Genomic DNA, 22,399 nt, shown 5'->3' on the forward strand with positions numbered 1-22,399 from the left:
GGGCACCTCTTCGGGAGCCCGGCGCCTTTCGCCGTGGTCGGTGGTGGGCGGCGCCCTCAGATGCCCTGCCACTCCGGCTTGTTGGCAAAGGTGTGCCGGAAGTACTCCGCGAGCTTCAGCTTGGACGCGGCGGCCTCGTCGACGACGACCGTGGCGTGCGGGTGCAGCTGGAGTGCGGAGGCCGGGCACACCGCGGCGACCGGCCCCTCGACGGTGGCCGCGACGGCGTCCGCCTTGCCCTCCCCGGTGGCGAGCAGCACCAGGTGCCGCGCCTCCAGGATCGTGCCGATGCCCTGCGTGATGACGTGGTGCGGGACCTGCTCGATGTCGCCGTCGAAGAAGCGCGCGTTGTCGACCCGGGTCTGTTCGGTCAGCGTCTTGATCCGGGTGCGCGAGGCCAGCGAGGAGCACGGCTCGTTGAAGCCGATGTGCCCGTCGGTGCCGATCCCGAGCAGCTGCAGGTCCACTCCGCCGGCCGCGGCCAGCGCGCGGTCGTACGCCTCGCACGCGGCCTGTACGTCCGGGGCCGTGCCGTCCGGTCCGAGGAAGGCCTCCATGCCGATGCCCAGCGGCTCCAGCACCTCGCGTCGCAGCACCGAACGGTAGGACTCGGGGTGCTCGGCGGGCAGGCCCACGTACTCGTCGAGCTGGGCGATCCGCGCCCGCGCGGTGTCCACCGATCCGGAGCGCGCCTCGGCCGCCAGTGCCTGGTAGACGGGCAGCGGGGTGGAGCCGGTGGCCACACCCAGCAGGGCGTCCGGCTTGCGCCGCAGGAGCTGCGCCATGGCCTCGGCGATGAGTTCGCCGCCCGACCGGGCGTCCGCAACGATGACAACTTCCACGCTGGCCTGCCGTTCTGAGAGGGGCACGGGGGGCCCGGAAGGGCTATGTGGTTTAGACCAATCTATGGGGTCAATCTAACAGAGTCGACCGTGTCCGTCTTCGGGCCCGGGAAGGGGTGGGGGAGGGGGTGGAGGGCCCCTCCGGGAGCGGATCGCGGAAACTGCCGCGCGTAACTGGCCCCGCGCGGGAACCCGCACAGGCTAGGCTGCGTTGTGGATGTCAGAGCGTCCGAATACCCACAACAACGAACGACCTTCCACACATGGACACCCCTAGTGGTCTAGTCCACAATGGAGGGGAGCGCGACACAGAACTTCCGTCTTCCCCGCACAGGAGGGCGGACCGAGGACCCGGAGCTCTCTGCCCTGACTGCCCCGGTTCCTCACCTTCGGTCGACGGGACCGCACACCCCGCGGCCGATATTGCTCCGGGCTGCGGTGCCGGGAGGGCTGAGGGTCCCTCCCAGGCGCCGCGGCCCGCGGGTGTTTCCGGGCCCGGGCCCCTCGCGGCCGACCGCGCGCCGCCGACAGGTTTAGGCCCCGCACAGACCCACGGGTACGCTCGCAGACGTGCCCTCCATGAACGAACTCGTACGCCAGCACACCGCACTCGACGACTCCGACCTCGAGTGGCTCCACCTGCTGGTCTCGGAGTGGCAGCTGCTCTCCGACCTCTCCTTCGCCGACCTGGTCCTGTGGGTCCCCACCCGGGACGGCACCCGCTATGTCTCGGTCGCCCAGATGCGGCCCAACACCGGCCCGACCTCCTACCAGGACGACATGGTCGGCCACCTCGTCCCGCGGGGCCGCCGTCCGCTGCTGGACGCCGCCCTGGACGAGGGCCGGATCGTGCGCGAGGGCGACCCGGAATGGCGTGAGGAGGTCCCCGTACGGGTCGAGTCGATCCCCGTACGGCGTGAGGGCCGCGTCCTCGGGGTCATCGCCCGCAACACCAACCTGCTCACCGTGCGCACTCCCAGCCGCCTGGAGCTCACCTACCTCCAGAGCGCCTCCGACCTCGCACAGATGATCGCGGCCGGCTCCTTCCCGTTCCCCAACCAGCAGATGGACATGGACGCCGCCCCGCGCGTCGGGGACGGCCTGATCCGTGTCGACGTCGACGGGATCGTCCAGTACGCCTCCCCGAACGCGCTCTCGGCCTACCACCGCATGGGCCTCGCCTCCGACCTGGTCGGCCAGCACCTCGGTCTGACCACGGCGGAACTCGCGCCGACCCGGGGTCCGGTGGACGAGGCGCTCGCCAAGGTTGCCAGCGGCTGGGCGCCCCGCGAGTTCGAGATCGAGGCCAAGGACGGGGTCATCCAGTTCCGGGCGATCCCGCTCAAGCCCAAGGGCACCCGCGTCGGCGCGCTCGTGCTGCTCCGGGACGTCACCGAACTGCGCCGTCGCGAGCGTGAATTGATCACCAAGGACGCGACCATCCGGGAGATCCACCACCGGGTGAAGAACAACCTCCAGACGGTGGCGGCCCTGTTGCGCCTCCAGGCCCGGCGCATCGAGTCAGAGCGCGGCCGGGAGGCGCTGGAGGAGGCGGTCCGCCGGGTCGGCTCGATCGCCATCGTGCATGAGACGCTGTCTCAGAACCTGGACGAGCGGGTGGAGTTCGACGAGATCGCCGACCGGGTGCTGGCGATGGTCGCCGAGATCTCGCCGGGCAAGGTCGCCGGCCGGCGCAGCGGACGCTTCGGCATCCTGGACGCCGAGGTCGCCACCCCGCTGTCCATGGTCCTCACCGAGATCCTGCAGAACGCCCTGGAGCACGGCTTCGTCGAGGGCGACACCGGCACGGTCGAGGTGTCCGCGGTCCGCGGCGGCACCACGAAGGAGACGCGTCTCCTGGTCACCGTCCAGGACGACGGCGTCGGGCTGCCCGAAGGTTTCGACCCGCACACCTCCGGCAACCTCGGGCTCCAGATCGTACGGACGCTGGTGGAGGGCGAGTTGGGCGGAACCTTCGACATGGTCCCGGGACCCGAGCGCGGCACCCAGGTGATCCTGGACATCCCGGTCCGCGCACAGAAGTAGCGGGCCCGCGACGGAGCGGGCGACGGCGTGCGCGGACCGCGGGCGCACAGCAAGAAGCCCCGGACCGTTCAGGGGTCCGGGGCTCGAATGCTCGTTGCCAGCTTGTGCTGCGCATCGGGGGTACTGCGCGCTGCGGCTCGGGGGCGGGAGATGCGTACTCGCTGTACGCGCCGCCAAGCTCAGGCTCGCGGGGCGGGTGTTGTCAGGCGGAAGCCTGACGGGCCCGGTTGCGGGCGGCGCGGCGCTTCATCGCACGACGCTCGTCCTCGCTGAGGCCACCCCAGACGCCGGAGTCCTGACCGGACTCGAGCGCCCACTGCAGACACTGCTCCATAACCGGGCAGCGACGGCAGACGGCCTTGGCTTCCTCGATCTGCAGCAGCGCAGGACCGGTGTTGCCGATGGGGAAGAAGAGCTCGGGGTCTTCCTCGCGGCAAACGGCGTTGTGACGCCAGTCCATGGCTGCTACCTCTCCTTGGTATTACGTGCAAGTTGCTTGTGAATGTGAACGCTTTCACGAATCCCTCAACAAGTGAAGGGCCACCAGCCAGGTTCCCTGGCGCGGTCCTGTTGTTTGAAGAGGGGTTCCGGTGATCAGTGGATGCCGGTGTTGCGGGCTGTCCCGATCGCCACGTAGAGACTCGCAAACCTCAGCGGCGGATACAACCCCTTCCGGAAAGTTTTTTTTGATTCCTCGGTGTCGACTAGGTCACAGCCGTACTTCCATGGGGTGGACCCTGGCCTAAACGTTCGAGTGAAAGGACTTCAGCCCTTTCTGCTCACACAATCACACGCAGTGCACGGCGTACGCCTGTGAACGTCACGCTTGTTCGCAGCCCCAGGTGGTCACCGTCCATCTGAAGGGGCAAAGGGACCTTCGAATGCAAGGTGAACTGGTCCAGATCGTGCAGGGAGACGGCGTGCTTGCCGTGCGGTCCCCGTTCGGGGGACGAAGTGAGCAACTGGGTGCCATATCGGGCAACCGAGGCCGTGGACAGACGGCTGAGACCCAGTACGTCGAGCCCCGTATCGAACGAGGCCTTAGGCGACGCGTACACCGGGCGATTGCCCAGATAGGTCCACGGAGCCGTGTTGCAGACTATGGACAGCACCAAATCGGTCACCGGTTCGGCACCCGGACGCTCCAGGGTGATCGACCCGTGCCGGCGCTGTGACTCACCCAACAACTGGCGCATGGCCTGACGGATGTAGAGAGCGTGGGTGGATCTCCTGCCGCGCTCGCGCTGCTGCTCCACCCGCCCCACCACTCCGGCGTCGAAGCCCAGTCCCGCGTTGAACGTGAACCAGCGCGAGGGCACCGCCTCGTCCTCCGTGCCCGGCGTGCCCGCCGCGAGGCCGAGCCCGACCGTACGCTCACTGCCCTCGCGCAGCGCGTCCAGCAGCGCGCCGGTGGCTTCCACCGGATCGTTGGGCAGCCCCAGGGCGCGGGCGAAGACGTTGGTGGAACCGCCGGGGACCACCGCTATGCCGGGCAGGTTCTCCGGATCGGGGCCGGCGTGCAGGAGGCCGTTGACCACCTCGTTGACCGTGCCGTCGCCGCCGAGGGCCACCACCAGATCGACGTTTCCGCTGTCCGCCGCCTGCCGGCCCAGGTCACGCGCGTGTCCGCGGTACTCCGTGGTGACCGCCTCGAGCTTCATCTCGCTCGCGAGCGCGTGGATGAGGACATCGCGCGTCCGTGCACTCGTAGTGGTTGCCGCCGGATTGACCACGAGAAGTGCACGCATGAGTTGCAGCGTACCTACTGGGTGGTACCGGGCACAGGCCGAGGTGGGGATCGGGTAAGAGATCGCGGAGTGAGCCTGGACACGAGCGCCGCGCCTTCGCGCGCGGGTGGCCCGGGGCCCGCTCAGAGCTGCGGGCTACCCTTCTGGGGTGAGCAGTGACGAGACTTCCGCCGCCCCGGAAACCGCCGGACCCCGCCCGCGTCGGCTGACGTACGCCGCCGCGCTCGTCGCCCTGGAGGGGCTGGCGCTGGTCGTCGGCGGGGTGTGCATGCTCGCCCTGGGGATCAGCGGCGACCCGGGCGACCGTCAGCAGGCCGTCACCGGCGGAGTCACCCTGATCGTCCTCGCGCTGCTGCCGCTGCTCGCCGCCCGTGGGCTGCTGGGGCTGCGCAGCTGGAGCCGGGGACCCGCGGTCATCACCCAGATCATGGCGCTGCCGGTGGCCTACAACCTTCTGCAGGCGGACAGCCTGGCCATCCCGGCGGGCATCGCCCTCGCGGCCACCGCCGTCGCCTCGCTCGTCCTGATCGTCAACGGCGAGACGACCCGGGCCCTCGGGATCCGGGGGCCGGGCCGCGCATCGGAGTAGGCGGTTCCCGCCGCCGCTCCTCTGTACCGCTTGTTTGCCTGTACCGCTATTCCTCGACGAGCAGTTTCTCCCGCAGCTGGGCCAGCGTGCGGGCCAGCAGGCGCGAGACGTGCATCTGCGAGATGCCGACCTCCTGCGCGATCTGCGACTGGGTCATGTTGCCGAAGAAGCGCAGCAGCAGGATCCGCTTCTCGCGCGGCGGGAGGTCCTCCAGGAGCGGCTTGAGGGACTCCCGGTACTCGACGCCCTCCAGCGCCTCGTCCTCCGCGCCGAGGGTGTCCGCGACCGCCGGCGACTCGTCGTCGGTGTCGGGCACGTCCAGCGAGAGGGTGGAGTACGCGTTGGCGGACTCCAGGCCCTCCAGGACCTCTTCCTCCGAGATCGCCAGCTTCTCGGCGAGCTCGTGGACCGTGGGGGAGCGGCCGTGCTGCTGCGACAGCTCGGCCGTCGCCGTGGTCAGCGCCAGGCGCAGCTCCTGGAGCCGGCGCGGCACCCGCACCGCCCAGCCCTTGTCGCGGAAGTGGCGCTTGATCTCGCCGACGACCGTGGGGGTCGCGTACGTGGAGAACTCCACGCCGCGCTCCGGGTCGAAGCGGTCGACCGACTTGATCAGGCCGATGGTGGCGACCTGGGTGAGGTCGTCCAGCGGCTCGCCGCGGTTGCGGAAGCGCCGCGCGAGGTGCTCGACGAGCGGCAGATGCATGCGGACCAGCTGGTTGCGCATCTCCGCGTACTCGGCACTGGTGTTCTCGAGCTTGCGCAGCTCGATGAACATCGCCCGTGCGCCGCTGCGGTCCCCAGGCGCGGGGGGACCCGGCACGGGGGTGGCCGGCACAGGGATGGCCGGTGGTTCGTGCTGCGTGCCCGGCACGCTCTGTTCGCCGTCTCGCTGGTGCTCGCTCATTGTCCCGCCCGTCGCCCTCTGTCGAGCCCTCGCCTCTGCTCGGCCCGGGGGCGAGCCCCCGATCCGCCTCTCCCGAGGTGAGCCCTGCACGGCACCTTCCGGCAGGGCCGCCTGCGCGGAGACCGAGTCGTCCTCCGGATGCGGCCGGGCCTGCTCGGGAATGCCGTCGATGCCGTCCGCCATGCGTCGGGAACCGTCCGGAGAGACTGGAATCTCGGCGTTCTCGGCCGGCAGCTCCCGTGTGCCGCGCTCTTCGTCCCGCACCGGCCCGTCCCCGTTCCTCACGCCGGCCCGGGTCCCGCGCCGCGTTGTTTGTAGAGACTGATCGTCACGGTCTTGTCCTCGTCGACGGCGGAGGACACCTTGCCCGCGAGGGCGGACAGGACGGTCCAGGCGAAGGTGTCCCGTGAGGGGGCGTGTCCGTCCGTGGTCGGCGCGGAGACGGTGACCTCCAGCGAGTCGTCGACGAGTCGGAACACGCAACTGAGGACGGAGCCGGGCACGGCCTGCTGGAGCAGGATCGCGCAGGCCTCGTCCACCGCGATGCGCAGGTCCTCGATCTCGTCCAGGGTGAAGTCCAAACGGGCCGCGAGGCCGGCCGTGGCCGTCCGCAGCACCGACAGGTAGGCACCCGCAGCCGGCAGCCGGACTTCCACGAAGTCCTGGGTCGCGGGCTCGCCTGCGATCTGGGACACCCTCACCTCCAAGGTGGTACAAGCTTTTCGGGGCCGAGGGTCGCCCCCCGGGGTAACGCGTGTGTGGTGCAGCGGTGACGCTATCGCGCTCTCAAGTTTCTGTCCCCGGGACCCCAACCCCCTGGCGTCACTCACAGTAAAGCTGTGAACACGCTCCGTGTCTAGAGGTCGGTCGGCCCAAATGGGAACAGGGCGCGCCGGGTTGACGTACCCATGCGTCAGATGGTCGAACCGTACCCGCCGGACGGCCGGGGCGTCATGGTCTCCTCATACGGGGCTCCTCATACGAGGACATGGTCGACGAAGCACCAGCGCCAGTTCTCGCCGGGTTCGAAGGTCCGCATCACCGGGTGACCCGACTCCTTGTGGTGCGCCGTGGCGTGCCGGCTCGGCGAGGAGTCGCAGCAGCCGACGTGGCCGCAGGTCAGGCACAGCCGAAGTTGCACCGGGTGGGTGCCGTCCCGCAGGCACTCCGGACACGTCTCGCCGAGCGGGACGGGTTCCGGGTGGGGCAGCGCGTCGGCGTGCGTGCACTGTTTCATGATTGCCAGATTACGACGGGCGTGCGGACGACCGCGCGGAAAAACGAGGGCGGGCTGGACATGGACGTGATGCCACTGCTGTTGCTGGTGGCCGGCAGTGCGGCTTTCGCGGCGGCGGCCCGGCGTACCCCGGTGCCCGCGCCGCTGCTGCTGGTGGCGGTCGGTCTGGTGGTGTCCTATGTGCCGGGGGTGCCCGACTACACCCTGGACCCGGACGTCGTGCTGCCGTTGCTGCTGCCTCCGCTGCTGTACACGTCGGCCACCGACAGCTCCTATCTCGACCTGCGCGCCCAGCTGCGTCCGGTGGCCCTGCTGTCGGTCGGGTACGTGCTCTTCGCGACCTTCGTCGTCGGCTGGGCGGCCTATCTGATCGTCCCCGGGCTGCCGCTGACGGCGGCGCTGGTGCTGGGCGCGGTGGTGGCGCCGCCGGACGCGGTCGCGGCCACCGCGGTCGCCCGCCGGGTCGGCCTGCAGTCACGGATCACCACGATCCTGCAGGGCGAGTCGCTGCTGAACGACGCCACCGCGATCACCGCCTACAAGGTGGCCCTCGCGGTCGTGGTCGGCGAGGGCGCGTCCTGGGCCGGCGGTATCGAGGAGTTCCTGGTGGCGGCGGTCGGCGGGACCGCCGTCGGTCTGGTCCTGATGGCCCCGCTGCACTGGTTGCGCACCCACCTCAAGGAGCCCCTGCTCCAGAACACGCTCTCCCTGCTGATCCCCTTCGTCGCCTACGCGGCGGCCGAGCAGTTCCACGCCTCCGGCGTCATCGCGGTGGTCGTCGTCGCGCTCTACCTGGGCCACCGCGCGTGGGAGGTCGACTTCGCGACCCGCCTCCAGGAGGAGGCCGTGTGGAAGATGGTCGCCTTCGTCCTGGAGTCGGCGGTCTTCGCGCTGATCGGCCTCCAGCTCCCGGTCGTCCTGAAGGGTCTCGGCGCCTACGAGGGGGTGGACGCCGCCTGGTACGCCGTCGCGCTGTTCCTCGTGGTCGTGGCGGCGCGCTTCCTGTGGGTGTACCCGGCGACCTTCCTGCCCCGGCTGCTGTCGGCGCGTATCCGCGCGCGGGAGGAGAATCCGACCTGGCGGGGGCCGATCGTCATCGCCTGGGCCGGCATGCGGGGCGTGGTCTCGCTCGCCATCGCGTTCTCCATCCCGCTCACCGTGGACCACGGCGACGCGCCCTTCCCGTACCGCAATCTGATCCTCTTCCTCACCTTCACGACGGTCATCGGCACCCTGGTGGTGCAGGGGCTGAGCCTGCCGCCGCTGATCCGGCTGCTGAAGTTCCCCGAGCCCGACCCGCAGGCCGCCACGCTCGCCGAGGCCAATGCCCAGGCGCAGGCCTCCCGGGTCGCCGAGGAGCGCCTGGACGCGCTGCTGTCCGACGAGCGCAACGCGCTGCCGCCGCCGCTCGCCGACCGACTGCGCAGCGTCCTGGAGCGGCGCCGCAACGCCGTCTGGGAGCGCCTCGGGCAGGTCAACCCGGTCACCGGCGAGACCGTCGACGACACCTACCGGCGCCTCTCGCGCGAGATGATCAGCGCCGAGCGCGAGATGTTCGTCCGGCTGCGGGACGGCCGCTACATCGACGACGAGATGCTGCGCACGCTGCTGCGCCGGCTGGACCTGGAGGAGGCGGCGGCCTTCCGGGAGACGGCGTAGGCGCGGCCGTCCGCCGTCGCCTCACGGGAACGGGCGGCCCGTGATCACGGCCGTCACGGTCGTCCCGCGCGCGAAGGCGTCCTCCTCGGCCAGGACGACGAGACCGTAGAGCGACTTGGCGACATAGAGGCGTTCCACCGGCACGTTGTGGCGCCGCTCGAAGTCTGCCGCGAAGGTCTCCAGCTCGGGGGTGACCCGGGCGTAGCCGCCGAAGTGGAAGCGCTCGTCGAGCCGCCACTCGCCCCGTCGGCCGCCGAACGCCTCTTCCTGGAGCGCCTGTATCCCGTCGTCCAGGAAGCCGCCTCTCAGCACCGGTATGCCCAGGGCCCGCTGGCCGGGGCCGAGGCCGGCCGCCAGGCCGGCGAGGGTCCCGCCGGTGCCGCAGGCGAGGGCGACGACGTCGGTGCGGCCCCGCAGCTCCTCGCCGAGCGCCCGGCAGCCGCGGACCGCCGCCGCGTTGCTGCCGCCCTCGGGCACGACGTACGCGTCCCGCGCGCCGACCGTGTCCAGTAGATTCCCGAGCACGTCCGGCTCGGTCTTGCGACGGTAGGTCGAGCGCTCCACGAAGTGCAGCCGCATGCCGTCGGCCGCGCACCGGGCCAGGGACGGGTTCAGCGGCCGGCCGGCCAGTTCGTCGCCGCGCACCACGCCCACCGTGGGCTGCCCCAGCAGACGGCCGGCGGCGGCCGTGGCCCGCAGGTGGTTGGAGTAGGCGCCCCCGAAGGTGAGGAGCGTCCGTCCCGCCGCCCGCTCCAGGTTGGGCGCGAGCTTGCGCCACTTGTTGCCGATCAGCTCGGGGTGGATCAGGTCGTCCCGCTTCAGCAGCAGCCGGACGCCGTACCGCCCGAACCGGTCGTCGGACACTTCCTGGAGGGGGGACGGCAGGCTGGGGCGGAGGTCGGTCACCCGCTCATTGTCGAACACCGTTCGGTGAAACGTACCTCTTCCCTGCCCACGTTGATCCATTCCCGCTCTTTCGTGTAATAGCACGAGCACACACCGTGATGGAAGGCTTGCCGCGTGAACGAAGTGCATCGGCGCAGTTCGGCGTCCGTGCATGAATCGGGAGGGCATTTCTCATGTCGGTAGGCGAAGAGGTCCGCGCGGATTCGGGCAAGCCGCAGCAGAGTCTCGGCACCGCGGCCGCGCGGAACCTGGCCACCACGACCAAGTCCGCACCGCAGATGCAGGAGATCAGTTCCCGCTGGCTGCTGCGGAATCTGCCCTGGGTGGATGTGCAGGGCGGTACGTATCGGGTCAACAGGCGTCTGACGTACGCGGTGGGCGACGGCCGCATCACGTTCGTGAAGACCGGCGACCGCGTCGAGGTCATCCCGGCCGAGCTCGGCGAACTGCCCGCGCTCCGCTCCTACGAGGACCAGGAGGTGCTCGGGGAACTCGCCCAGCGGTGCCGGCAGCGGGAGTTCGGCCCGGGCGAGGTCATCGCCTCCTTCGGCAGCCAGAGCGAAGAGGTCTACCTGCTGGCGCACGGCCGCGTCGAGAAGGTCGGCACCGGCCCCTACGGCGACGACCAGGTGCTCGGGATGCTCGCGGACGGCGCCTACTTCGGCGACCAGGCGCTGCTCGACGCGGACGCCATCTGGGAGTACACGGCCCGCGCGGACACGGCCTGCACGGTGCTGATCCTGGCCCGGCAGGACGTCGAGCAGGTCGCGGAGCGCGCCGAATCCCTGCGCGAGCACCTCCAGCAGCTGCGCGCGATCCCCGAGCAGCGCACCAACAAGTACGGCGAGAAGGAGGTCGATCTCGCCGCCGGTCACGAGGGCGAGCCGGACATCCCGCACACGTTCGTGGACTACGACGCCCGGCCGCGCGAGTACGAACTGAGCATCGCCCAGACCGTCCTGCGCATCCACTCGCGCGTGGCCGACCTGTACAACCAGCCGATGAACCAGACCGAGCAGCAGTTGCGACTCACGGTGGAGGCGCTCAAGGAGCGCCAGGAGCACGAGCTCGTCAACAACCGCGAGTTCGGGCTGCTGCACAACTGCGAGTACGACCAGCGGCTCCAGCCGCACGACGGCGTGCCCAGCCCGGACGACCTCGACGAACTGCTCAGCAGGCGGCGCGGCACCAAGATGCTGCTCGCCCACCCGCGCGCGATCTCCGCGATCGGCCGTGAGCTCAACAAGCGCGGGCTCGTCCCCGAGACCATCGACGTCGGCGGCAACCGGATCCCGACCTGGCGCGGGGTGCCGATCTACCCGTGCAACAAGATCCCGGTCACCGCGGCCCGCACCAGCTCCATCATCGCGCTGCGTCTGGGCCAGGAGGACCAGGGCGTCATCGGCCTGCGCCAGTCCGGCATCCCGGACGAGATCGAGCCCAGCCTGTCCGTGCGGTTCATGGGCATCAACGAACAGGCCATCATCAAGTACCTGGTCACGGCCTACTACTCGGCCGCGGTCCTGGTGCCGGACGCGCTGGGCGTCCTGGAGAACGTCGAGATCGGCCGCTGGCGGTGACTTACGCCACCAGGCGGTACCGGGGTGAGGCGCGCGAAAGGCGGAGGCCCATCGGCAACCAGGGCGACAGTGGTCCGGGGCCGGCCGACGGGCACGACGCGGCGGTGATCCTGGAGCGTTCCCGGGCGTCGGTCGACCCCGAACTGCGCCAGGCCATCGACTCGTTGCCCGGTTCCATGCGCCGGGTCGCGCTCTACCACTTCGGCTGGGAGCACGCGGACGGCACCCCGGCGGCGGCCAACGCGGGCAAGGCGATCCGCCCGGCCCTCGTGCTCGCCGCGGCCGCCGCGCTCGGTGGCCCGGCGGCCCGCGCGGCGGCCCTGCGGGCGGCCACGGCGGTCGAACTGGTCCACAACTTCACGCTGTTGCACGACGACGTGATGGACCGGGACACCACCCGCCGGCACCGCCCCACCGCCTGGACCGTGTTCGGCGACGCCGACGCGATCCTCGCCGGGGACGCCCTCCAGGCCCTCGCCCTCGGGCTGCTGGCCGCGGATCCGCATCCCGCGTCCTCGGCGGCCGCCCGCCGGGTCGCGGCCTGTGTGGTCGAACTCTGCGCCGGCCAGCAGGCGGACACGGCCATGGAGAAGCGCGGCCCCGCCGAGATCACCCTCGACGAGGTGCTCGCCATGGCCGAGGCCAAGACGGGAGCGCTGCTCGGCTGCGCCTGTGCCGTGGGCGCGCTGTACGCGGGGGCGGCCGAGGAGGACGTGGACGCGCTGGACGCGTTCGGCCGGGAGGCGGGCCTCGCCTTCCAGCTCATCGACGACGTCATCGGCCTCTGGGGGGACCCGCGGCACACCGGCAAGCCGGCCGGCGCGGATCTCGCCGCCCGCAAGAAGTCCCTGCCGGTGGTCGCCGCGCTGACCTCCGGCACCCCGGCGGCCGGCGAACTGGCCGAGCTGTACGCGGCGCCCTACGACCCGGCCGACCTGGACCGCACGACGCTGGCCGTCGAACGGGCCGGCGGCCGTGAGTGGGCGCAGGAGCAGGCGGCCGACCGCATGGCCCGCGCGATGCACGAACTGGCCCGGGCGATCCCGGACCCGGAGTCGGCGGGCGGCCTGCTGTCCCTGGCGGAGTTCGTGACCCGTCGCAGCAGCTAGGTCCTGACCTGACCTGACCGGTCCGAGGGCGGGGACGAGGGGGGACGAGAACGAGAGCGAGGAGGGGCGACGGAGGAAGCCGGACTGTTCTACGGCGGGTTCCGGTCCGGCGGGTCCCGCACATCCCCACGGTGTGCGGGGCCCGCCGCCGTGCGTCCTACGCGGGTCCCTCGGCCCCGTCCGGGACCACCGTCGCCACGATCCGCTCGACCAGCCCCTCCGGCACTCCCACCCCCGGCAGGACGCCGTCCAGGACGCCCGGCAGGGTCAGGTGCTCCAGGATCAGCCCGAGCATCGCGAGATACAGGACGACGACGGTCTCGTCGCCGCCGGGCAGGCCGGCCTCGCGGTGGAAGAACATGCCGTGGTCGAGGTCGCCGCGCACCGACGTGGTGAAGGAGGCGCGGAGCTCGGGGCGCCGGGTGGCTTCGAGGCGCATCTCCAGCAGGGCGAGGTAGCCGCTCCGGTCGCGGGTCGCGCGGGTCATCAGGTCGTGCATGAACGCGGTGACCAGGGAGCGGTCGCGCGGCCGCGCCAGCAGTGCGCCGAGCACCGCGGGGTCGGGCGCCAGCCGGACGTGCAGCCGGGCGTCGATCTGCCGCAGCAGGTCGTCGCGCCCGGTGAAGTAGTTGGAGGCGGTGCCCACCGGCACCGCGGCCGCCGAGTCCACCGCACGGAACGTGAGCCCTCGCGCGCCCTCATGTGCGAGCACCTCCACCCCGGCGTCCACCAGGGCCGCCCGGCGCTCCGGATTTCCGGCCATGCGGAACCTTCTCTCTCACTTGGCTCCGTTTCCCGAAACACCGGGAAACCCGCTTGCAACCACTACATCCGAAGTACTACAACTGAAGTGGTTAGGAAGTCAGCCTACGGAAAGAGACCCACTTGCGAAAGCTCACCTACTTCATCGCCTGCTCCGTCGACGGCTTCATCGGAGACGTGAACGGCGACGGCTCGGCGATGGTCGCCTACGTCGACGAGGAGTTCCTCGACTTCCTCAAGACGGACTACCCGGAGACGCTGCCGACCCACGGCCGTCGCGCGCTCGGCTTCGACGACCTGGAGAACAAGAGGTTCGACACGATCATCCAGGGCCGGGCCAGCTACGACGTGGCGCTGAAGGAGGGCATCCGCAGCCCGTACGCACACCTGCGCCAGTACGTGGCCTCCCGCACCCTCGGCGAGTCGCCCTCCCCGGACGTCGAGATCATCGCGGACGGTCTGCTCGACAAGGTCCGCGAGCTGAAGGCGGAGGACGGCGACCTCGGTATCTACCTGTGCGGTGGCTCCCGTCTCGCGGGCGAGCTGATCGACGAGATCGACGAGCTCGTGATCAAGACCTACCCGATGGTCTACGGCACCGGCATGCCGATGTTCGGCGCCGGCTTCGACATCGCCCGCTTCACCTTCGGCGGGGTGCGCTCCTTCGGCAACGGCGCGATCGTACGGACGTACGACAGGGAACGCTGACCGACACTGACGTACAGCGGGGAGCGCTCGGGTCCGTGCCGCCCTACTCTGGAGTGCATGGACCGGGAACAACGCGTCTGTCCCGCCTGTGGGCAGCCAGTGCAGTCCGTCGTCCGGCGACACAAGACGCTGGGCGCGTGGGTCCCGCGCTGGGTGCCGGGCCCGTGTCACAACCCGCGCTGCGAGGCTTACGTGGAACCGGGCACCCGGCACAAGGCCGCCGAGGCCGAAGAGGAACCCGAACCCGAAGCCCCCGCCGCCCCGACCTCCTGACCTCACCGAGCGGAGACCGATGACCAGCCGAGTGACCCTGGTCTCCCCGGCGATCACTTCGGCCCTGCGCGAGGCGCGGTTCGACGACGGCAGCTGCGAGGTGGACGACGCCGGGGTGCGCCGGGCCCGCTCGGTCGCGGCGCTGCTGCCCGGTGCGGACCGCGCGGCGGCGTCGCCCTCCACCCGGTGCCGGCAGACCGCCGAGGCGCTGGGCCTGCCCGCGCCCCAGGTACCCGCGCTCGCCGCTCTCGACGTGGGCCGCTGGCGCGGCCGGACCCTCACCGAGGTGACGGCCGCCGAGCCGGACGCGGTCGCGTCCTGGCTGGCGGACCCGGCCCATGCCCCGCACGGCGGGGAGACGGTGCGGGAGCTGTGCGACCGGGCCGGGGCCTGGCTGGAGGACATCGCCCGCACTCCCGGGCGGGTGACCGCCGTGGTGGAACCCGACGTCGTACGAGCCCTGCTCGTCCGTGCGCTGGGCCTGCCGGAACCGGCCTTCTGGCGCCTCGACGTGCGTCCGCTGACCGCCGTGGACCTGAGCGGCCGGGCGGGACGGTGGAACCTGCGGGTGGGCGCGCCGCTGGGAGAGGGACAGTAAGCGGCTCAGCGCTCAGCGCTCAGCGCTCAGTGGTCGGACGTTGGTCCGGTGGCCGGGGAAGCGGCTCATGGCAGCCCGCCCGTCTCCGCCTCCCGCCCGGTCAGGCAGTACAGGCCGCCGGTCGGGTCACGCATCACCGTCCAGTACGGTCGGCGGGCGACGAGGACCGCGCCCAGCTCCTCGTGCCGGGCGCGTACGGCGTCGACGTCCGGGCCGCAGGCCAGGTCGAGATGGGCGCGGACAGCGCTCTCCGCGTCGAGCCGCTGGAGCAGGATGCGGACCGGCAGCCCTGACGGCGGCTCGACCACGTGGAACTCGGGCCGGGAGCCCGGCCGGGCCGACCAGTCGGGCAACAGGCCGCTCCAGAAAGCCACTTCGGCCTCGTACGCCGACGGCGGGACGTCCATGCACACCTGGTCCAGACGGCTGCCGGCCACCACCGGCGGCCGTACGGACTCCCCGTGCCACGGCACCGCGCAGAACAACTGTCCGGCGGGGGAGCGCAGTACGGCCCAGCCGTCGTGCGCGGCGGCCGTCTCCGCGCCCAGTTCCCGCGCCGCCGCGACGAAGCCGGGCACATCCCGCACGGAGAGGTCCAGATGCGCGCCGCCTTCGCCCTCCGCGACCGCCTGCGCCTTCACGCAGGCGTCGGCGTCGGAGCCCTTCGGCAGCAGGGTGACGAACTCTTCGTCCTCGCCCCTGGGTGCGGAGAGGGACGTATCCGTGACGGCGGTCCAGAAGTCGCACGCCCGCGCGAAGCTCCGGGTGGGCCGGTCGACGAAGACGTGGGCCCAGCGGACCGGTCCGCTCATCCGGTCCGCTCCATGAACCGCAACATGTTCCCCGCCGGGTCACGGAACGCGCAGTCACGCACCCCGTAGGGCTGGTCCGTCGGTTCCTGGAGCACCTCGACGCCGGCCTCCCGCACCCGCGCGTGCAGCGCGTCGCAGTCGGCGGTGGTGAAGATGACCCCGCGCAGCACACCCTTGGCGAGCAGCCGGGCCATCGCCTCCCGGTCGGCGGGCGAGAAGTCGGGGTTCGCGCCCGGCGGCTCCAGTACGAGGTTCACGTCCGGCTGGAGCGGCGACCCGACGGTCACCCAGCGCATCCCCTCGAAGGAGACGTCGTTGCGGACTTCGAGACCGAGTACCTCGACGTAGAAGTGCAGCGCCTTGTCGTGGTCGTCGACGGCGACGAAACACTGGTGGAGTTTGAGGTCCATGGCGTCCAGCCTAGGTGCGCCTGCCGCGCAGCGGGCGGGTGTACGTCCGGGCCACACAGGACGGGATCACCGCGCCGGCCTCGTGCGACCGCGCCCGGTACGCGCTCGGGGTCTCGCCGACCAGCTCGGTGAAGCGGGAGCTGAACGAGCCGAGCGAGGTGCAGCCGACCGCCATGCAGACCTCCGTCACGGTCAGGTCGCCGCGGCGCAGGAGGGTCTTGGCGCGCTCGACCCGCCGGGTCATGAGGTAGCCGTAGGGCGTCTCGCCGTAGGCCTCGCGGAAGCTGCGCTGGAAGTGGCCCGGGGACATCAGCGCGGTCCTCGCGAGCGCCGCGACGTCCAGCGGCTCCGCGTACTCACGGTCCATCCGGTCACGTGCCTGTCGCAGCCGTTTCAGGTCCTCGAGGGTCACGGGGCCAGCATCGCACGGAGGGCGACATCCGGGCGGGGGACGTCCGGGAGGAGGGAATCGGGGGCGAGGGCATCGGGGGCGAGGCGTCCGGAAGGGGGAGAAAAGGAGACCGCACCCGGGCCGTCGGGGTCGCCTTGTTCGGCGGCCCGCGGACCGGGTGCGGACAGGTGGGCCAGGCGACCGGCGCAAGAACAGGTCGAACGTCCCGGTGTGAAGATCAGGCCTTCTTGGTCTCCCAGAAGATCTTGTCGATCTCGGCGATGAGCTCCAGGGCCTTCTCGCCGGTCTTGGGGTCCGTCGAGGCCTTGGCGGCCGACAGGGCCTTCAGGGTGTCGTTGACCAGCTGGTGCAGCTGGGGGTACTTCTCGAAGTGCGGCGGCTTGAAGTAGTCGCTCCACAGCACGGAGACGTGGTGCTTCGCAAGCTCGGCACGCTGCTCCTTGATGACGGTGGCGCGCGCCTGGAAGTGCGGGTCGTCGTTGGCGGCCATCTTTTCCTGGACGGCCTTCACCGACTCCGCCTCGATGCGGGCCTGGGCCGGGTCGTACACACCGCAGGGCAGGTCGCAGTGTGCGCTGACCTTGACCTTGGGGGCAAACAGGCGGGAAAGCATGGAGCGTTCCTTCCTCGTGATCGTCTTCTCAGGTGGGACATTACTCCCTGCAAGACGGCTTTTCGCGAGTGCCCCCATGGGCTTAGGACAAAAGTCCGGGGTCAGACTGAGACTGGTGGAGGAACAGACCGGGGAGGTGCCGGCGATGCCGGAGCTGTCGCAGGAGACCGAGCGGGCGAGGGCGGCCGCGCTCTTCGGGCTGGCCGAGGTGACCGGCCCGTCCATGGTGCCCACGCTGTACCAGGGGGACCGGCTGGTGGTGCAGTACGGCGCCCGGGTCCGGGTCGGTGACGTGATCGTGCTGCGGCATCCGTTCCAGCAGGACCTGCTCGTCGTCAAGCGGGCCGCGGAGCGCCGTGAGGGCGGGTGGTGGGTCCGTGGGGACAACACCTACGCCGGCGGCGACAGCACCGACTACGGGACCGTGCCCGACGAGCTGATCCTGGGCAAGGTGCGGCTGCGCTACCGCCCGCTGAAGCCCGGTCAGCGTTCGCCGCTGGCGATGGTGCGCTGGGCGCTGTCGGCGGCCAGGCCGGTGGTGGCCGTCCGGTCCGCCTCCAGGCGCTTGCGGGCGCGGTAGGCGGCCACGTTGGCGCGGGTGGCACAGCGGTCGGAGCAGTAGCGCCGGGAGCGGTTGGTCGAGGTGTCGAGGTAGGCGTTGCGGCAGGGGCCGGCCTCGCACAGGCCCAGGCGGTCGACGCCGTACTCGGTGAGATGGAACGCCAGGCCCATGGCCGCGATGGCCGCGTAGCCCGCCGTCGCGTTCGACGGGTGGTCGGCCAGGTGCATGTGCCACAGCGGGCGGCCGTCGTCGTCGCGGAAGTCGTGGCCGGAGATCTGCGGGCTCACCGGGAACTCCAGCAGGAGCGAGTTCAGCAGGTCCACCGCGAGCGTCTCGTCGCCGCCGTCGGCCGCCTCGAAGACCGCGCGCAGGCGGGCCCGGACCGAGCGGAACCGGGTGACGTCCGCGTCGGTGGCCCGACGGCCCGCCGACTGGTTGCCGCCGAAGAGGGCGCGGACCGCCTCGACCGAGGTCAGCGCGTCCTTGCCCCGGGCCGGTTCCTCGCTGTTGACGAGGCGCACGGCGTAGTCCGAGTAATAGGCCAGTTCCACTTGTAGTCCTTACGGTGGCGCTCTATGGTCGGGGTGCGGGCGGGGGTAACAGCCGTTCGTGCTTCCAGGGTATTACGTGACGAACACGGCGGAGGGTTGCGAGGACGGACGCGCAGACGACCACGACCGGTGCCCCGACCGGAGCCCTGAACGGTGTCACGACCGGCGCCACGACCGGTGCCGACTGGGCTGCCTGGCAGCGGAGCTGGGACCGCCAGCAGGAGTGGTACATGCCCGACCGCGAGGAAAGTTTCCGGATCATGCTCGGTGGGGGTCCCTCCATGCCTTTCAGGCTATGGGGGAGGTCGAGGGGCTCGTCGGGCCCGCCCCGCGCGTCCTCGACCTCGCCTGCGGCACCGGCACCATCACCGCCCGGCTGCTCGCCCGCCTCCCCGACGCGACCAGCACCGGCGTCGACCTCGACCCGGCGCTCCTCGCCATCGCCGAGGGCACCTTCGACGGCGACGACCGCGTCACCCTCGTGACGGCGGACCTCAAGGACCCGGACTGGCGGGCCCGGCTGCCGTACGACACGTACGACGCCGTCCTGACCGCCCCGGCCCTGCACTGGCTGCACAGCGAACCCCTCGCTGCCCTCTACGGTCAGGTCGCGGAACTCGTCCGCGACGGCGGTGTCTTCATGAACGCGGACCACATGATCGACGACACGACGCCCCGGATCAACGCGGCGGAGCGCGCGCAGCGCCACACCCGTATGGATCAGGCCAGGGCCGACGGGCTGCTCGACTGGGCCGAGTGGTGGCAGCTCGCCGCCAAGGACCCCGTCCTCGCCGGACCGACCGCCCGCCGCTTCGAGATCTACGGCGAGCACGCCGAAGGCGACACGCCCTCCGCCTCCTGGCACGCTCGCGTGCTGCTCGAACAGGGCTTCAGCGAGGCTCGGCCGGTGTGGGCGTCACCCTCCGACACTCTGTTGCTGGCGCTGAAGTGAGCGCGCCCGCGTACCGGCCGAAACCAGCCGTCCTGCGCTGACACGTCCCGAACGACGGAAAGGGGCGGTACGGGAATCCCGTACCGCCCCTTCTCGTCCGCCGTGCCGCTACAGCACCTTGGACAGGAACGCCTGCGTCCGCTCGTGCTGCGGGTTGGTCAGGACGTCGCGCGGGTTGCCGGACTCCACGACCACGCCGCCGTCCATGAAGACCAGGCTGTCGCCCACCTCGCGGGCGAAGCCCATCTCGTGGGTGACGACGACCATCGTCATGCCGGACTCGGCCAGGTCGCGCATGACGTCGAGGACGTCACCGACCAGCTCCGGGTCGAGCGCCGAGGTCGGCTCGTCGAACAGCATCAGCTTCGGGTCCATCGCCAGGGCCCGGGCGATGGCGACGCGCTGCTGCTGGCCGCCGGAGAGCTGCGAGGGGTAGCTCCCGGCCTTGTCGGCGAGGCCGACGCGGTCCAGAAGCTCCTTCGCGCGCTCCTTCGCCTTGGCCCGGCTGAGGCCCTTCACCTGGACCGGGGCCTCGATGACGTTGTCCGCCGCCGTCATGTGCGGGAACAGGTTGAACCGCTGGAACACCATGCCGATGTCCCGGCGCTTCAGCGCGACCTCGCTGTCCTTGAGCTCGTACAGCTTGTCGCCCTTCTGGCGGTAGCCGACCAGCTCGCCGTCGACGTACAGCCGCCCGGCGTTGATCTTCTCCAGGTGGTTGATGCACCGCAGGAAGGTCGACTTGCCGGAGCCGGAGGGACCGATGAGGCAGAACACCTCGCCGTTCCTGACCTCCAGGTCGATGCCCTTGAGGACCTCGACCGCGCCGAAGGACTTGTGCACGCCCTCGGCCTTCACCATCGCGGTCATGACGCACTCCTTTCGCGGCCGATCGAGAACAGGTTCGCCCGGATCTTCTGGAAGACCGTGGGCGGGAGGCTGTGGCTCGAACCGCGGGCGTAGTACCGCTCCAGGTAGTACTGGAAGACGCTGAAGACGCTGGTCATGACCAGGTACCAGATGGAGGCGACGAACAGCAGCTCCATCACGGCGAACGACGAGGAGCCGATCACCGAGGTCGAGCGGAGCAGTTCGTTGTACGTCACCACGTACACCAGCGACGAGGTCTTCAGCATATTGATGAACTCGTTGCCGGTCGGCGGCACGATCACCCGCATCGCCTGCGGGATGACGATCCGGCGCAGCGTCTTGGCGTGGCTCATGCCGAGCGCGTGCGAGGCCTCGGTCTGTCCCTCGTCCACGGCCAGCAGGCCGGCCCGGCAGATCTCCGCCATGTACGCGGCCTCGTTCAGACCGAGTCCGAGCAGGGCGCACATGAACGGCGTCATGACGTCCGTCATCTCGTCCTTGTAGATCGGACCGAGGTTCAGAACGGGGAAGATCAGCGCCAGGTTGAACCACATCAGCAGCTGCACATACACCGGGGTGCCGCGGAAGAACCAGATGTACAGCCAGGCGACCGTGCTGGTCACCGGGTTCTTCGACAGCCGCATCACGGCCAGCAGAACGCCCAGGACCACGCCCAGCACCATGGACAGGACGCTGATCAGCAGGGTGCGTCCGGCGCCCGCGATGACGGTCGAGTTGAACAGCTGGTCGCCGACCGTGTCCCACTGGATGTCGCCGTTCGCGAAGGCGTTGACCAGCAGTGCCAGGAGCGCGATGACGATCACGGCGCTGATCCAGCGGCCGTAGTGGCGCACCGGGATGGCCTTGATGGCCTCCGGCGGGCCGGAGAACGCCGCGTCCTTGGCCACCGGCGGGGTGTCCTCGGGTGGTGCGCCGCCCGAGGCGGACTTGTCGAGCTTGTCAGTCATGGGGACTGCCCTTCGAAGACTTCAAGAGGTGCGGGTGGATCACTTGCCGCCGTTGATCGCGGAGGCCTTGATCGCGCCGCTCTCGGCGCCCCACTTCTCCAGCACCTTCTGGTAGGAGCCGTCCTTGATGATCGCGTCGACGGCCTCCTTCAGGGCGTCACGCAGCTGGGTGTTCTTCTTGTTGACGACGATGCCGAACGGAGCGGCCTCGTACTGCTTGTCGAGAACCTCGAAGGTGTTGCCGTCGCCCGCCTTGCGGGCCATGTCCACGGCGACCGGGTAGTCGTTGACGCCGGCCACGGCGCCGCCGGACTTCACGCGGGTCTGGGCCTCGGTGTCGTTCTCGAAGGACTCGATCTTGAGGGCCTTCTTGCCGCCCTCGGTGCACGTCTTGGACTGCGCCTTGAGGGCCTCTTCGTAGGTGGTGCCCCGCTGCACGGCGACCGTCTGACCACAGAGGTCGTCGATCGTCTTGATGCCCTTGGGGTTGCCCTTCTGGACGTAGATGGCCGTGCCGGCGGTGAAGTAGTCGACGAAGTCGACGCCCGTGCCGAGCTTCTTGCCGCTGTCGTCCAGGCCTTCCTGGCGCTGCTTGTTGTCCGTGATCGACGACATGGCCACGTCGTAGCGGCCGGTGTTGACCGAGGTGATCAGGGTGTCGAAGCCGCCCGAGGTGAACTGGAAGTCGACGCCGAGCTGCTTGCCGAGCGCCGCGGCGATGTCGGGGTCGACGCCCACGATCTTGCCGCCCTCGACGGACTCCATCGGGGCGTACTCGGCGTTGGTGCCGACCTTGATGACACCCGCCTTCTGGATGTCGGCCGGGAGCTTCGAGAAGAGGGGGGCCTTGTCGGAGCCGCTCGACGACTCGGAGGAGCTGCTGCCGCCCTCGGTCTGGTCGCCGCAGGCGGTGAGCAGCAAGGCGCCCGCGACCGCGAGGGATCCGACCGCTGCCAGGCGGGTGCGCGCGGCGGTCGTGCGTCGGGTGGAGCTTGCGGTCATGGTGGATTCCTCCGGCGGATGGATGGAGATGCCGATGGGTCGACAAATGCCGATGGGTCGACGAGAACACACACCTTCGGGTGTCGCGACCTCGTGTGATGACGGCATCTTGCCATTCGGACTACGCCATTCAGGGGGCCAGCCATGTCAAAATCGGATAACGGGCGACCCCCGAACCGCATCACTCCGGTACATCACGACCGGACGGAGCCGGACCATCTGCGGGAATCCCCCGTTCCGGCCGAAAGATCTTCGGTTGATCTCATGGTGTGATCGCTCGGCATGC

The 22,399-nt window shown here is 70.4% G+C and carries 25 protein-coding genes and 1 pseudogene; 10 read left to right on the top strand and 16 right to left on the bottom strand.

Annotation, left to right across the window (positions count from 1 at the left end; genetic code table 11):
• Positions 1 to 56 precede the first annotated feature (56 nt).
• The gene (gene nagB, locus ACFVYS_RS15855; protein ID WP_389502438.1) at positions 57 to 842 is read right to left on the bottom strand and encodes a glucosamine-6-phosphate deaminase; all 786 of its coding nucleotides are present in this window, start codon (positions 840 to 842) and stop codon (positions 57 to 59) included.
• A gap of 579 nt (positions 843 to 1,421) precedes the next feature.
• Here nagB and ACFVYS_RS15860 point away from each other — a divergent pair.
• Complete coding sequence (locus tag ACFVYS_RS15860; protein WP_389502711.1) at positions 1,422 to 2,888, top strand: sensor histidine kinase; 1,467 nt, start codon at positions 1,422 to 1,424, stop codon at positions 2,886 to 2,888.
• Between the two features lie 202 nt (positions 2,889 to 3,090).
• On the opposite strand, the gene ACFVYS_RS15865 is transcribed toward ACFVYS_RS15860, so the two are convergent.
• Positions 3,091 to 3,348 carry a WhiB family transcriptional regulator gene (locus ACFVYS_RS15865; protein ID WP_016639615.1) on the bottom strand — a complete coding sequence of 86 codons (258 nt, stop codon included), beginning with the start codon at positions 3,346 to 3,348 and terminating at the stop codon, positions 3,091 to 3,093.
• Between the two features lie 319 nt (positions 3,349 to 3,667).
• A complete protein-coding gene (locus ACFVYS_RS15870; protein ID WP_028806993.1) occupies positions 3,668 to 4,636 on the bottom strand; it encodes a diacylglycerol kinase family protein in 969 nt (322 codons plus the stop codon).
• A 148-nt stretch (positions 4,637 to 4,784) separates the two neighbouring features.
• Between ACFVYS_RS15870 and ACFVYS_RS15875 the strand changes: the two genes are divergently transcribed.
• Entirely contained in the window at positions 4,785 to 5,225 is a 441-nt protein-coding gene (locus tag ACFVYS_RS15875; protein ID WP_327185026.1) for a hypothetical protein, read from the top strand.
• Between the two features lie 46 nt (positions 5,226 to 5,271).
• On the opposite strand, the gene ACFVYS_RS15880 is transcribed toward ACFVYS_RS15875, so the two are convergent.
• The 3 genes from ACFVYS_RS15880 to ACFVYS_RS15890 all read right to left on the bottom strand — a co-directional run bounded on the left by ACFVYS_RS15880 (position 5,272) and on the right by ACFVYS_RS15890 (position 7,366).
• The gene (locus ACFVYS_RS15880) at positions 5,272 to 6,393 is read right to left on the bottom strand and encodes an RNA polymerase sigma factor SigF (protein WP_389502440.1); all 1,122 of its coding nucleotides are present in this window, start codon (positions 6,391 to 6,393) and stop codon (positions 5,272 to 5,274) included.
• 17 nt (positions 6,394 to 6,410) lie between these two features.
• A complete protein-coding gene (locus tag ACFVYS_RS15885) occupies positions 6,411 to 6,824 on the bottom strand; it encodes an anti-sigma regulatory factor (RefSeq protein WP_020130755.1) in 414 nt (137 codons plus the stop codon).
• A gap of 281 nt (positions 6,825 to 7,105) precedes the next feature.
• Complete coding sequence (locus ACFVYS_RS15890) at positions 7,106 to 7,366, bottom strand: UBP-type zinc finger domain-containing protein (RefSeq protein WP_057603359.1); 261 nt, start codon at positions 7,364 to 7,366, stop codon at positions 7,106 to 7,108.
• A gap of 60 nt (positions 7,367 to 7,426) precedes the next feature.
• On the opposite strand from ACFVYS_RS15890, the gene ACFVYS_RS15895 reads away from it, so the two are divergent.
• On the top strand, positions 7,427 to 9,025 hold the full coding sequence (locus ACFVYS_RS15895) for a Na+/H+ antiporter (RefSeq protein ID WP_389502443.1): 1,599 nt from the start codon (positions 7,427 to 7,429) through the stop codon (positions 9,023 to 9,025).
• A gap of 21 nt (positions 9,026 to 9,046) precedes the next feature.
• On the opposite strand, the gene ACFVYS_RS15900 is transcribed toward ACFVYS_RS15895, so the two are convergent.
• Positions 9,047 to 9,931, bottom strand: a complete 885-nt coding sequence (locus ACFVYS_RS15900; RefSeq protein ID WP_389502445.1) for a 1-aminocyclopropane-1-carboxylate deaminase/D-cysteine desulfhydrase — start codon at positions 9,929 to 9,931, stop codon at positions 9,047 to 9,049.
• Positions 9,932 to 10,104: 173 nt separating this feature from the next.
• Here ACFVYS_RS15900 and ACFVYS_RS15905 point away from each other — a divergent pair, with 173 nt between their 5' ends.
• Complete coding sequence (locus ACFVYS_RS15905) at positions 10,105 to 11,511, top strand: family 2B encapsulin nanocompartment shell protein (protein ID WP_389502447.1); 1,407 nt, start codon at positions 10,105 to 10,107, stop codon at positions 11,509 to 11,511.
• A gap of 50 nt (positions 11,512 to 11,561) precedes the next feature.
• A complete protein-coding gene (locus ACFVYS_RS15910; RefSeq protein WP_389502712.1) occupies positions 11,562 to 12,620 on the top strand; it encodes a family 2 encapsulin nanocompartment cargo protein polyprenyl transferase in 1,059 nt (352 codons plus the stop codon).
• Between the two features lie 157 nt (positions 12,621 to 12,777).
• Here the strand turns inward: ACFVYS_RS15910 and ACFVYS_RS15915 are convergent, their stop codons facing one another.
• Positions 12,778 to 13,383 carry a TetR/AcrR family transcriptional regulator gene (locus ACFVYS_RS15915; protein ID WP_389502449.1) on the bottom strand — a complete coding sequence of 202 codons (606 nt, stop codon included), beginning with the start codon at positions 13,381 to 13,383 and terminating at the stop codon, positions 12,778 to 12,780.
• A gap of 122 nt (positions 13,384 to 13,505) precedes the next feature.
• Between ACFVYS_RS15915 and ACFVYS_RS15920 the strand changes: the two genes are divergently transcribed.
• Genes ACFVYS_RS15920 through ACFVYS_RS15930 form a run of 3 tightly spaced genes read left to right on the top strand, consistent with a single transcriptional unit; the run spans position 13,506 to position 14,961 of the window.
• Entirely contained in the window at positions 13,506 to 14,090 is a 585-nt protein-coding gene (locus ACFVYS_RS15920) for a dihydrofolate reductase family protein (RefSeq protein ID WP_389502451.1), read from the top strand.
• A 57-nt stretch (positions 14,091 to 14,147) separates the two neighbouring features.
• The gene (locus ACFVYS_RS15925; RefSeq protein ID WP_389502453.1) at positions 14,148 to 14,363 is read left to right on the top strand and encodes a hypothetical protein; all 216 of its coding nucleotides are present in this window, start codon (positions 14,148 to 14,150) and stop codon (positions 14,361 to 14,363) included.
• 19 nt (positions 14,364 to 14,382) lie between these two features.
• The gene (locus tag ACFVYS_RS15930) at positions 14,383 to 14,961 is read left to right on the top strand and encodes a histidine phosphatase family protein (RefSeq protein WP_389502455.1); all 579 of its coding nucleotides are present in this window, start codon (positions 14,383 to 14,385) and stop codon (positions 14,959 to 14,961) included.
• 65 nt (positions 14,962 to 15,026) lie between these two features.
• On the opposite strand, the gene ACFVYS_RS15935 is transcribed toward ACFVYS_RS15930, so the two are convergent.
• From ACFVYS_RS15935 to sodN, 4 genes are all read right to left on the bottom strand, one after another.
• Positions 15,027 to 15,773 carry a VOC family protein gene (locus ACFVYS_RS15935; RefSeq protein WP_389502457.1) on the bottom strand — a complete coding sequence of 249 codons (747 nt, stop codon included), beginning with the start codon at positions 15,771 to 15,773 and terminating at the stop codon, positions 15,027 to 15,029.
• Positions 15,770 to 16,183 (bottom strand): VOC family protein, encoded by a 414-nt coding sequence (locus ACFVYS_RS15940; RefSeq protein ID WP_054242786.1) that lies wholly within the window; start codon positions 16,181 to 16,183, stop codon positions 15,770 to 15,772. Before ACFVYS_RS15940 ends, ACFVYS_RS15935 begins: the two co-directional genes overlap by 4 nt.
• Before the next feature lie 10 nt (positions 16,184 to 16,193).
• Positions 16,194 to 16,595, bottom strand: a complete 402-nt coding sequence (locus ACFVYS_RS15945) for a helix-turn-helix transcriptional regulator (protein WP_389502459.1) — start codon at positions 16,593 to 16,595, stop codon at positions 16,194 to 16,196.
• 217 nt (positions 16,596 to 16,812) lie between these two features.
• Entirely contained in the window at positions 16,813 to 17,208 is a 396-nt protein-coding gene (sodN, locus tag ACFVYS_RS15950; RefSeq protein ID WP_020130742.1) for a superoxide dismutase, Ni, read from the bottom strand.
• Between the two features lie 145 nt (positions 17,209 to 17,353).
• Between sodN and sodX the strand changes: the two genes are divergently transcribed.
• A complete protein-coding gene (gene sodX / locus ACFVYS_RS15955; protein WP_389502714.1) occupies positions 17,354 to 17,788 on the top strand; it encodes a nickel-type superoxide dismutase maturation protease in 435 nt (144 codons plus the stop codon).
• Here sodX and ACFVYS_RS15960 read toward each other — a convergent pair.
• Positions 17,692 to 18,321 (bottom strand): CGNR zinc finger domain-containing protein, encoded by a 630-nt coding sequence (locus tag ACFVYS_RS15960; protein WP_389502461.1) that lies wholly within the window; start codon positions 18,319 to 18,321, stop codon positions 17,692 to 17,694. The genes sodX and ACFVYS_RS15960 overlap by 97 nt on opposite strands.
• A 230-nt stretch (positions 18,322 to 18,551) precedes the next feature.
• Here ACFVYS_RS15960 and ACFVYS_RS15965 point away from each other — a divergent pair.
• A pseudogene (locus ACFVYS_RS15965) lies at positions 18,552 to 19,273 on the top strand (class I SAM-dependent methyltransferase).
• 108 nt (positions 19,274 to 19,381) lie between these two features.
• On the opposite strand, the gene ACFVYS_RS15970 reads toward ACFVYS_RS15965, so the two are convergent.
• The 3 genes from ACFVYS_RS15970 to ACFVYS_RS15980 are packed head-to-tail and all read right to left on the bottom strand — an operon-like array spanning position 19,382 to position 22,113.
• Positions 19,382 to 20,143, bottom strand: coding sequence for an amino acid ABC transporter ATP-binding protein (locus ACFVYS_RS15970; protein ID WP_389502463.1), 762 nt, complete (start codon positions 20,141 to 20,143; stop codon positions 19,382 to 19,384).
• Complete coding sequence (locus ACFVYS_RS15975) at positions 20,140 to 21,111, bottom strand: amino acid ABC transporter permease (RefSeq protein WP_389502465.1); 972 nt, start codon at positions 21,109 to 21,111, stop codon at positions 20,140 to 20,142. Before ACFVYS_RS15975 ends, ACFVYS_RS15970 begins: the two co-directional genes overlap by 4 nt.
• Before the next feature lie 39 nt (positions 21,112 to 21,150).
• On the bottom strand, positions 21,151 to 22,113 hold the full coding sequence (locus ACFVYS_RS15980; RefSeq protein ID WP_389502467.1) for an ABC transporter substrate-binding protein: 963 nt from the start codon (positions 22,111 to 22,113) through the stop codon (positions 21,151 to 21,153).
• Between the last annotated feature and the right edge of the window lie 286 nt (positions 22,114 to 22,399).

Origin of the sequence: Streptomyces sp. NPDC058295, from assembly GCF_042880655.1 — a bacterium.
GTDB classification, from domain to species: Bacteria; Actinomycetota; Actinomycetes; order Streptomycetales; family Streptomycetaceae; genus Streptomyces; species Streptomyces coriariae.

Bases quoted from the DNA above. Each gene is read 5' to 3' on its own strand.
- ACFVYS_RS15860 (WP_389502711.1), top strand. From the start codon at position 1,422: ATGAACGAACTCGTACGCCAGCACACCGCACTCGACGACTCCGACCTC.
- ACFVYS_RS15865 (WP_016639615.1), bottom strand. From the start codon at position 3,348: ATGGACTGGCGTCACAACGCCGTTTGCCGCGAGGAAGACCCCGAGCTC.
- ACFVYS_RS15870 (WP_028806993.1), bottom strand. From the start codon at position 4,636: ATGCGTGCACTTCTCGTGGTCAATCCGGCGGCAACCACTACGAGTGCA.
- ACFVYS_RS15890 (WP_057603359.1), bottom strand. From the start codon at position 7,366: ATGAAACAGTGCACGCACGCCGACGCGCTGCCCCACCCGGAACCCGTC.
- ACFVYS_RS15895 (WP_389502443.1), top strand. From the start codon at position 7,427: ATGGACGTGATGCCACTGCTGTTGCTGGTGGCCGGCAGTGCGGCTTTC.
- ACFVYS_RS15905 (WP_389502447.1), top strand. From the start codon at position 10,105: ATGTCGGTAGGCGAAGAGGTCCGCGCGGATTCGGGCAAGCCGCAGCAG.
- ACFVYS_RS15915 (WP_389502449.1), bottom strand. From the start codon at position 13,383: ATGGCCGGAAATCCGGAGCGCCGGGCGGCCCTGGTGGACGCCGGGGTG.
- ACFVYS_RS15925 (WP_389502453.1), top strand. From the start codon at position 14,148: ATGGACCGGGAACAACGCGTCTGTCCCGCCTGTGGGCAGCCAGTGCAG.
- ACFVYS_RS15930 (WP_389502455.1), top strand. From the start codon at position 14,383: ATGACCAGCCGAGTGACCCTGGTCTCCCCGGCGATCACTTCGGCCCTG.
- ACFVYS_RS15935 (WP_389502457.1), bottom strand. From the start codon at position 15,773: ATGAGCGGACCGGTCCGCTGGGCCCACGTCTTCGTCGACCGGCCCACC.
- ACFVYS_RS15940 (WP_054242786.1), bottom strand. From the start codon at position 16,183: ATGGACCTCAAACTCCACCAGTGTTTCGTCGCCGTCGACGACCACGAC.
- sodN (WP_020130742.1), bottom strand. From the start codon at position 17,208: ATGCTTTCCCGCCTGTTTGCCCCCAAGGTCAAGGTCAGCGCACACTGC.
- sodX (WP_389502714.1), top strand. From the start codon at position 17,354: ATGCCGGAGCTGTCGCAGGAGACCGAGCGGGCGAGGGCGGCCGCGCTC.
- ACFVYS_RS15970 (WP_389502463.1), bottom strand. From the start codon at position 20,143: ATGACCGCGATGGTGAAGGCCGAGGGCGTGCACAAGTCCTTCGGCGCG.
- ACFVYS_RS15975 (WP_389502465.1), bottom strand. From the start codon at position 21,111: ATGACTGACAAGCTCGACAAGTCCGCCTCGGGCGGCGCACCACCCGAG.
- ACFVYS_RS15980 (WP_389502467.1), bottom strand. From the start codon at position 22,113: ATGACCGCAAGCTCCACCCGACGCACGACCGCCGCGCGCACCCGCCTG.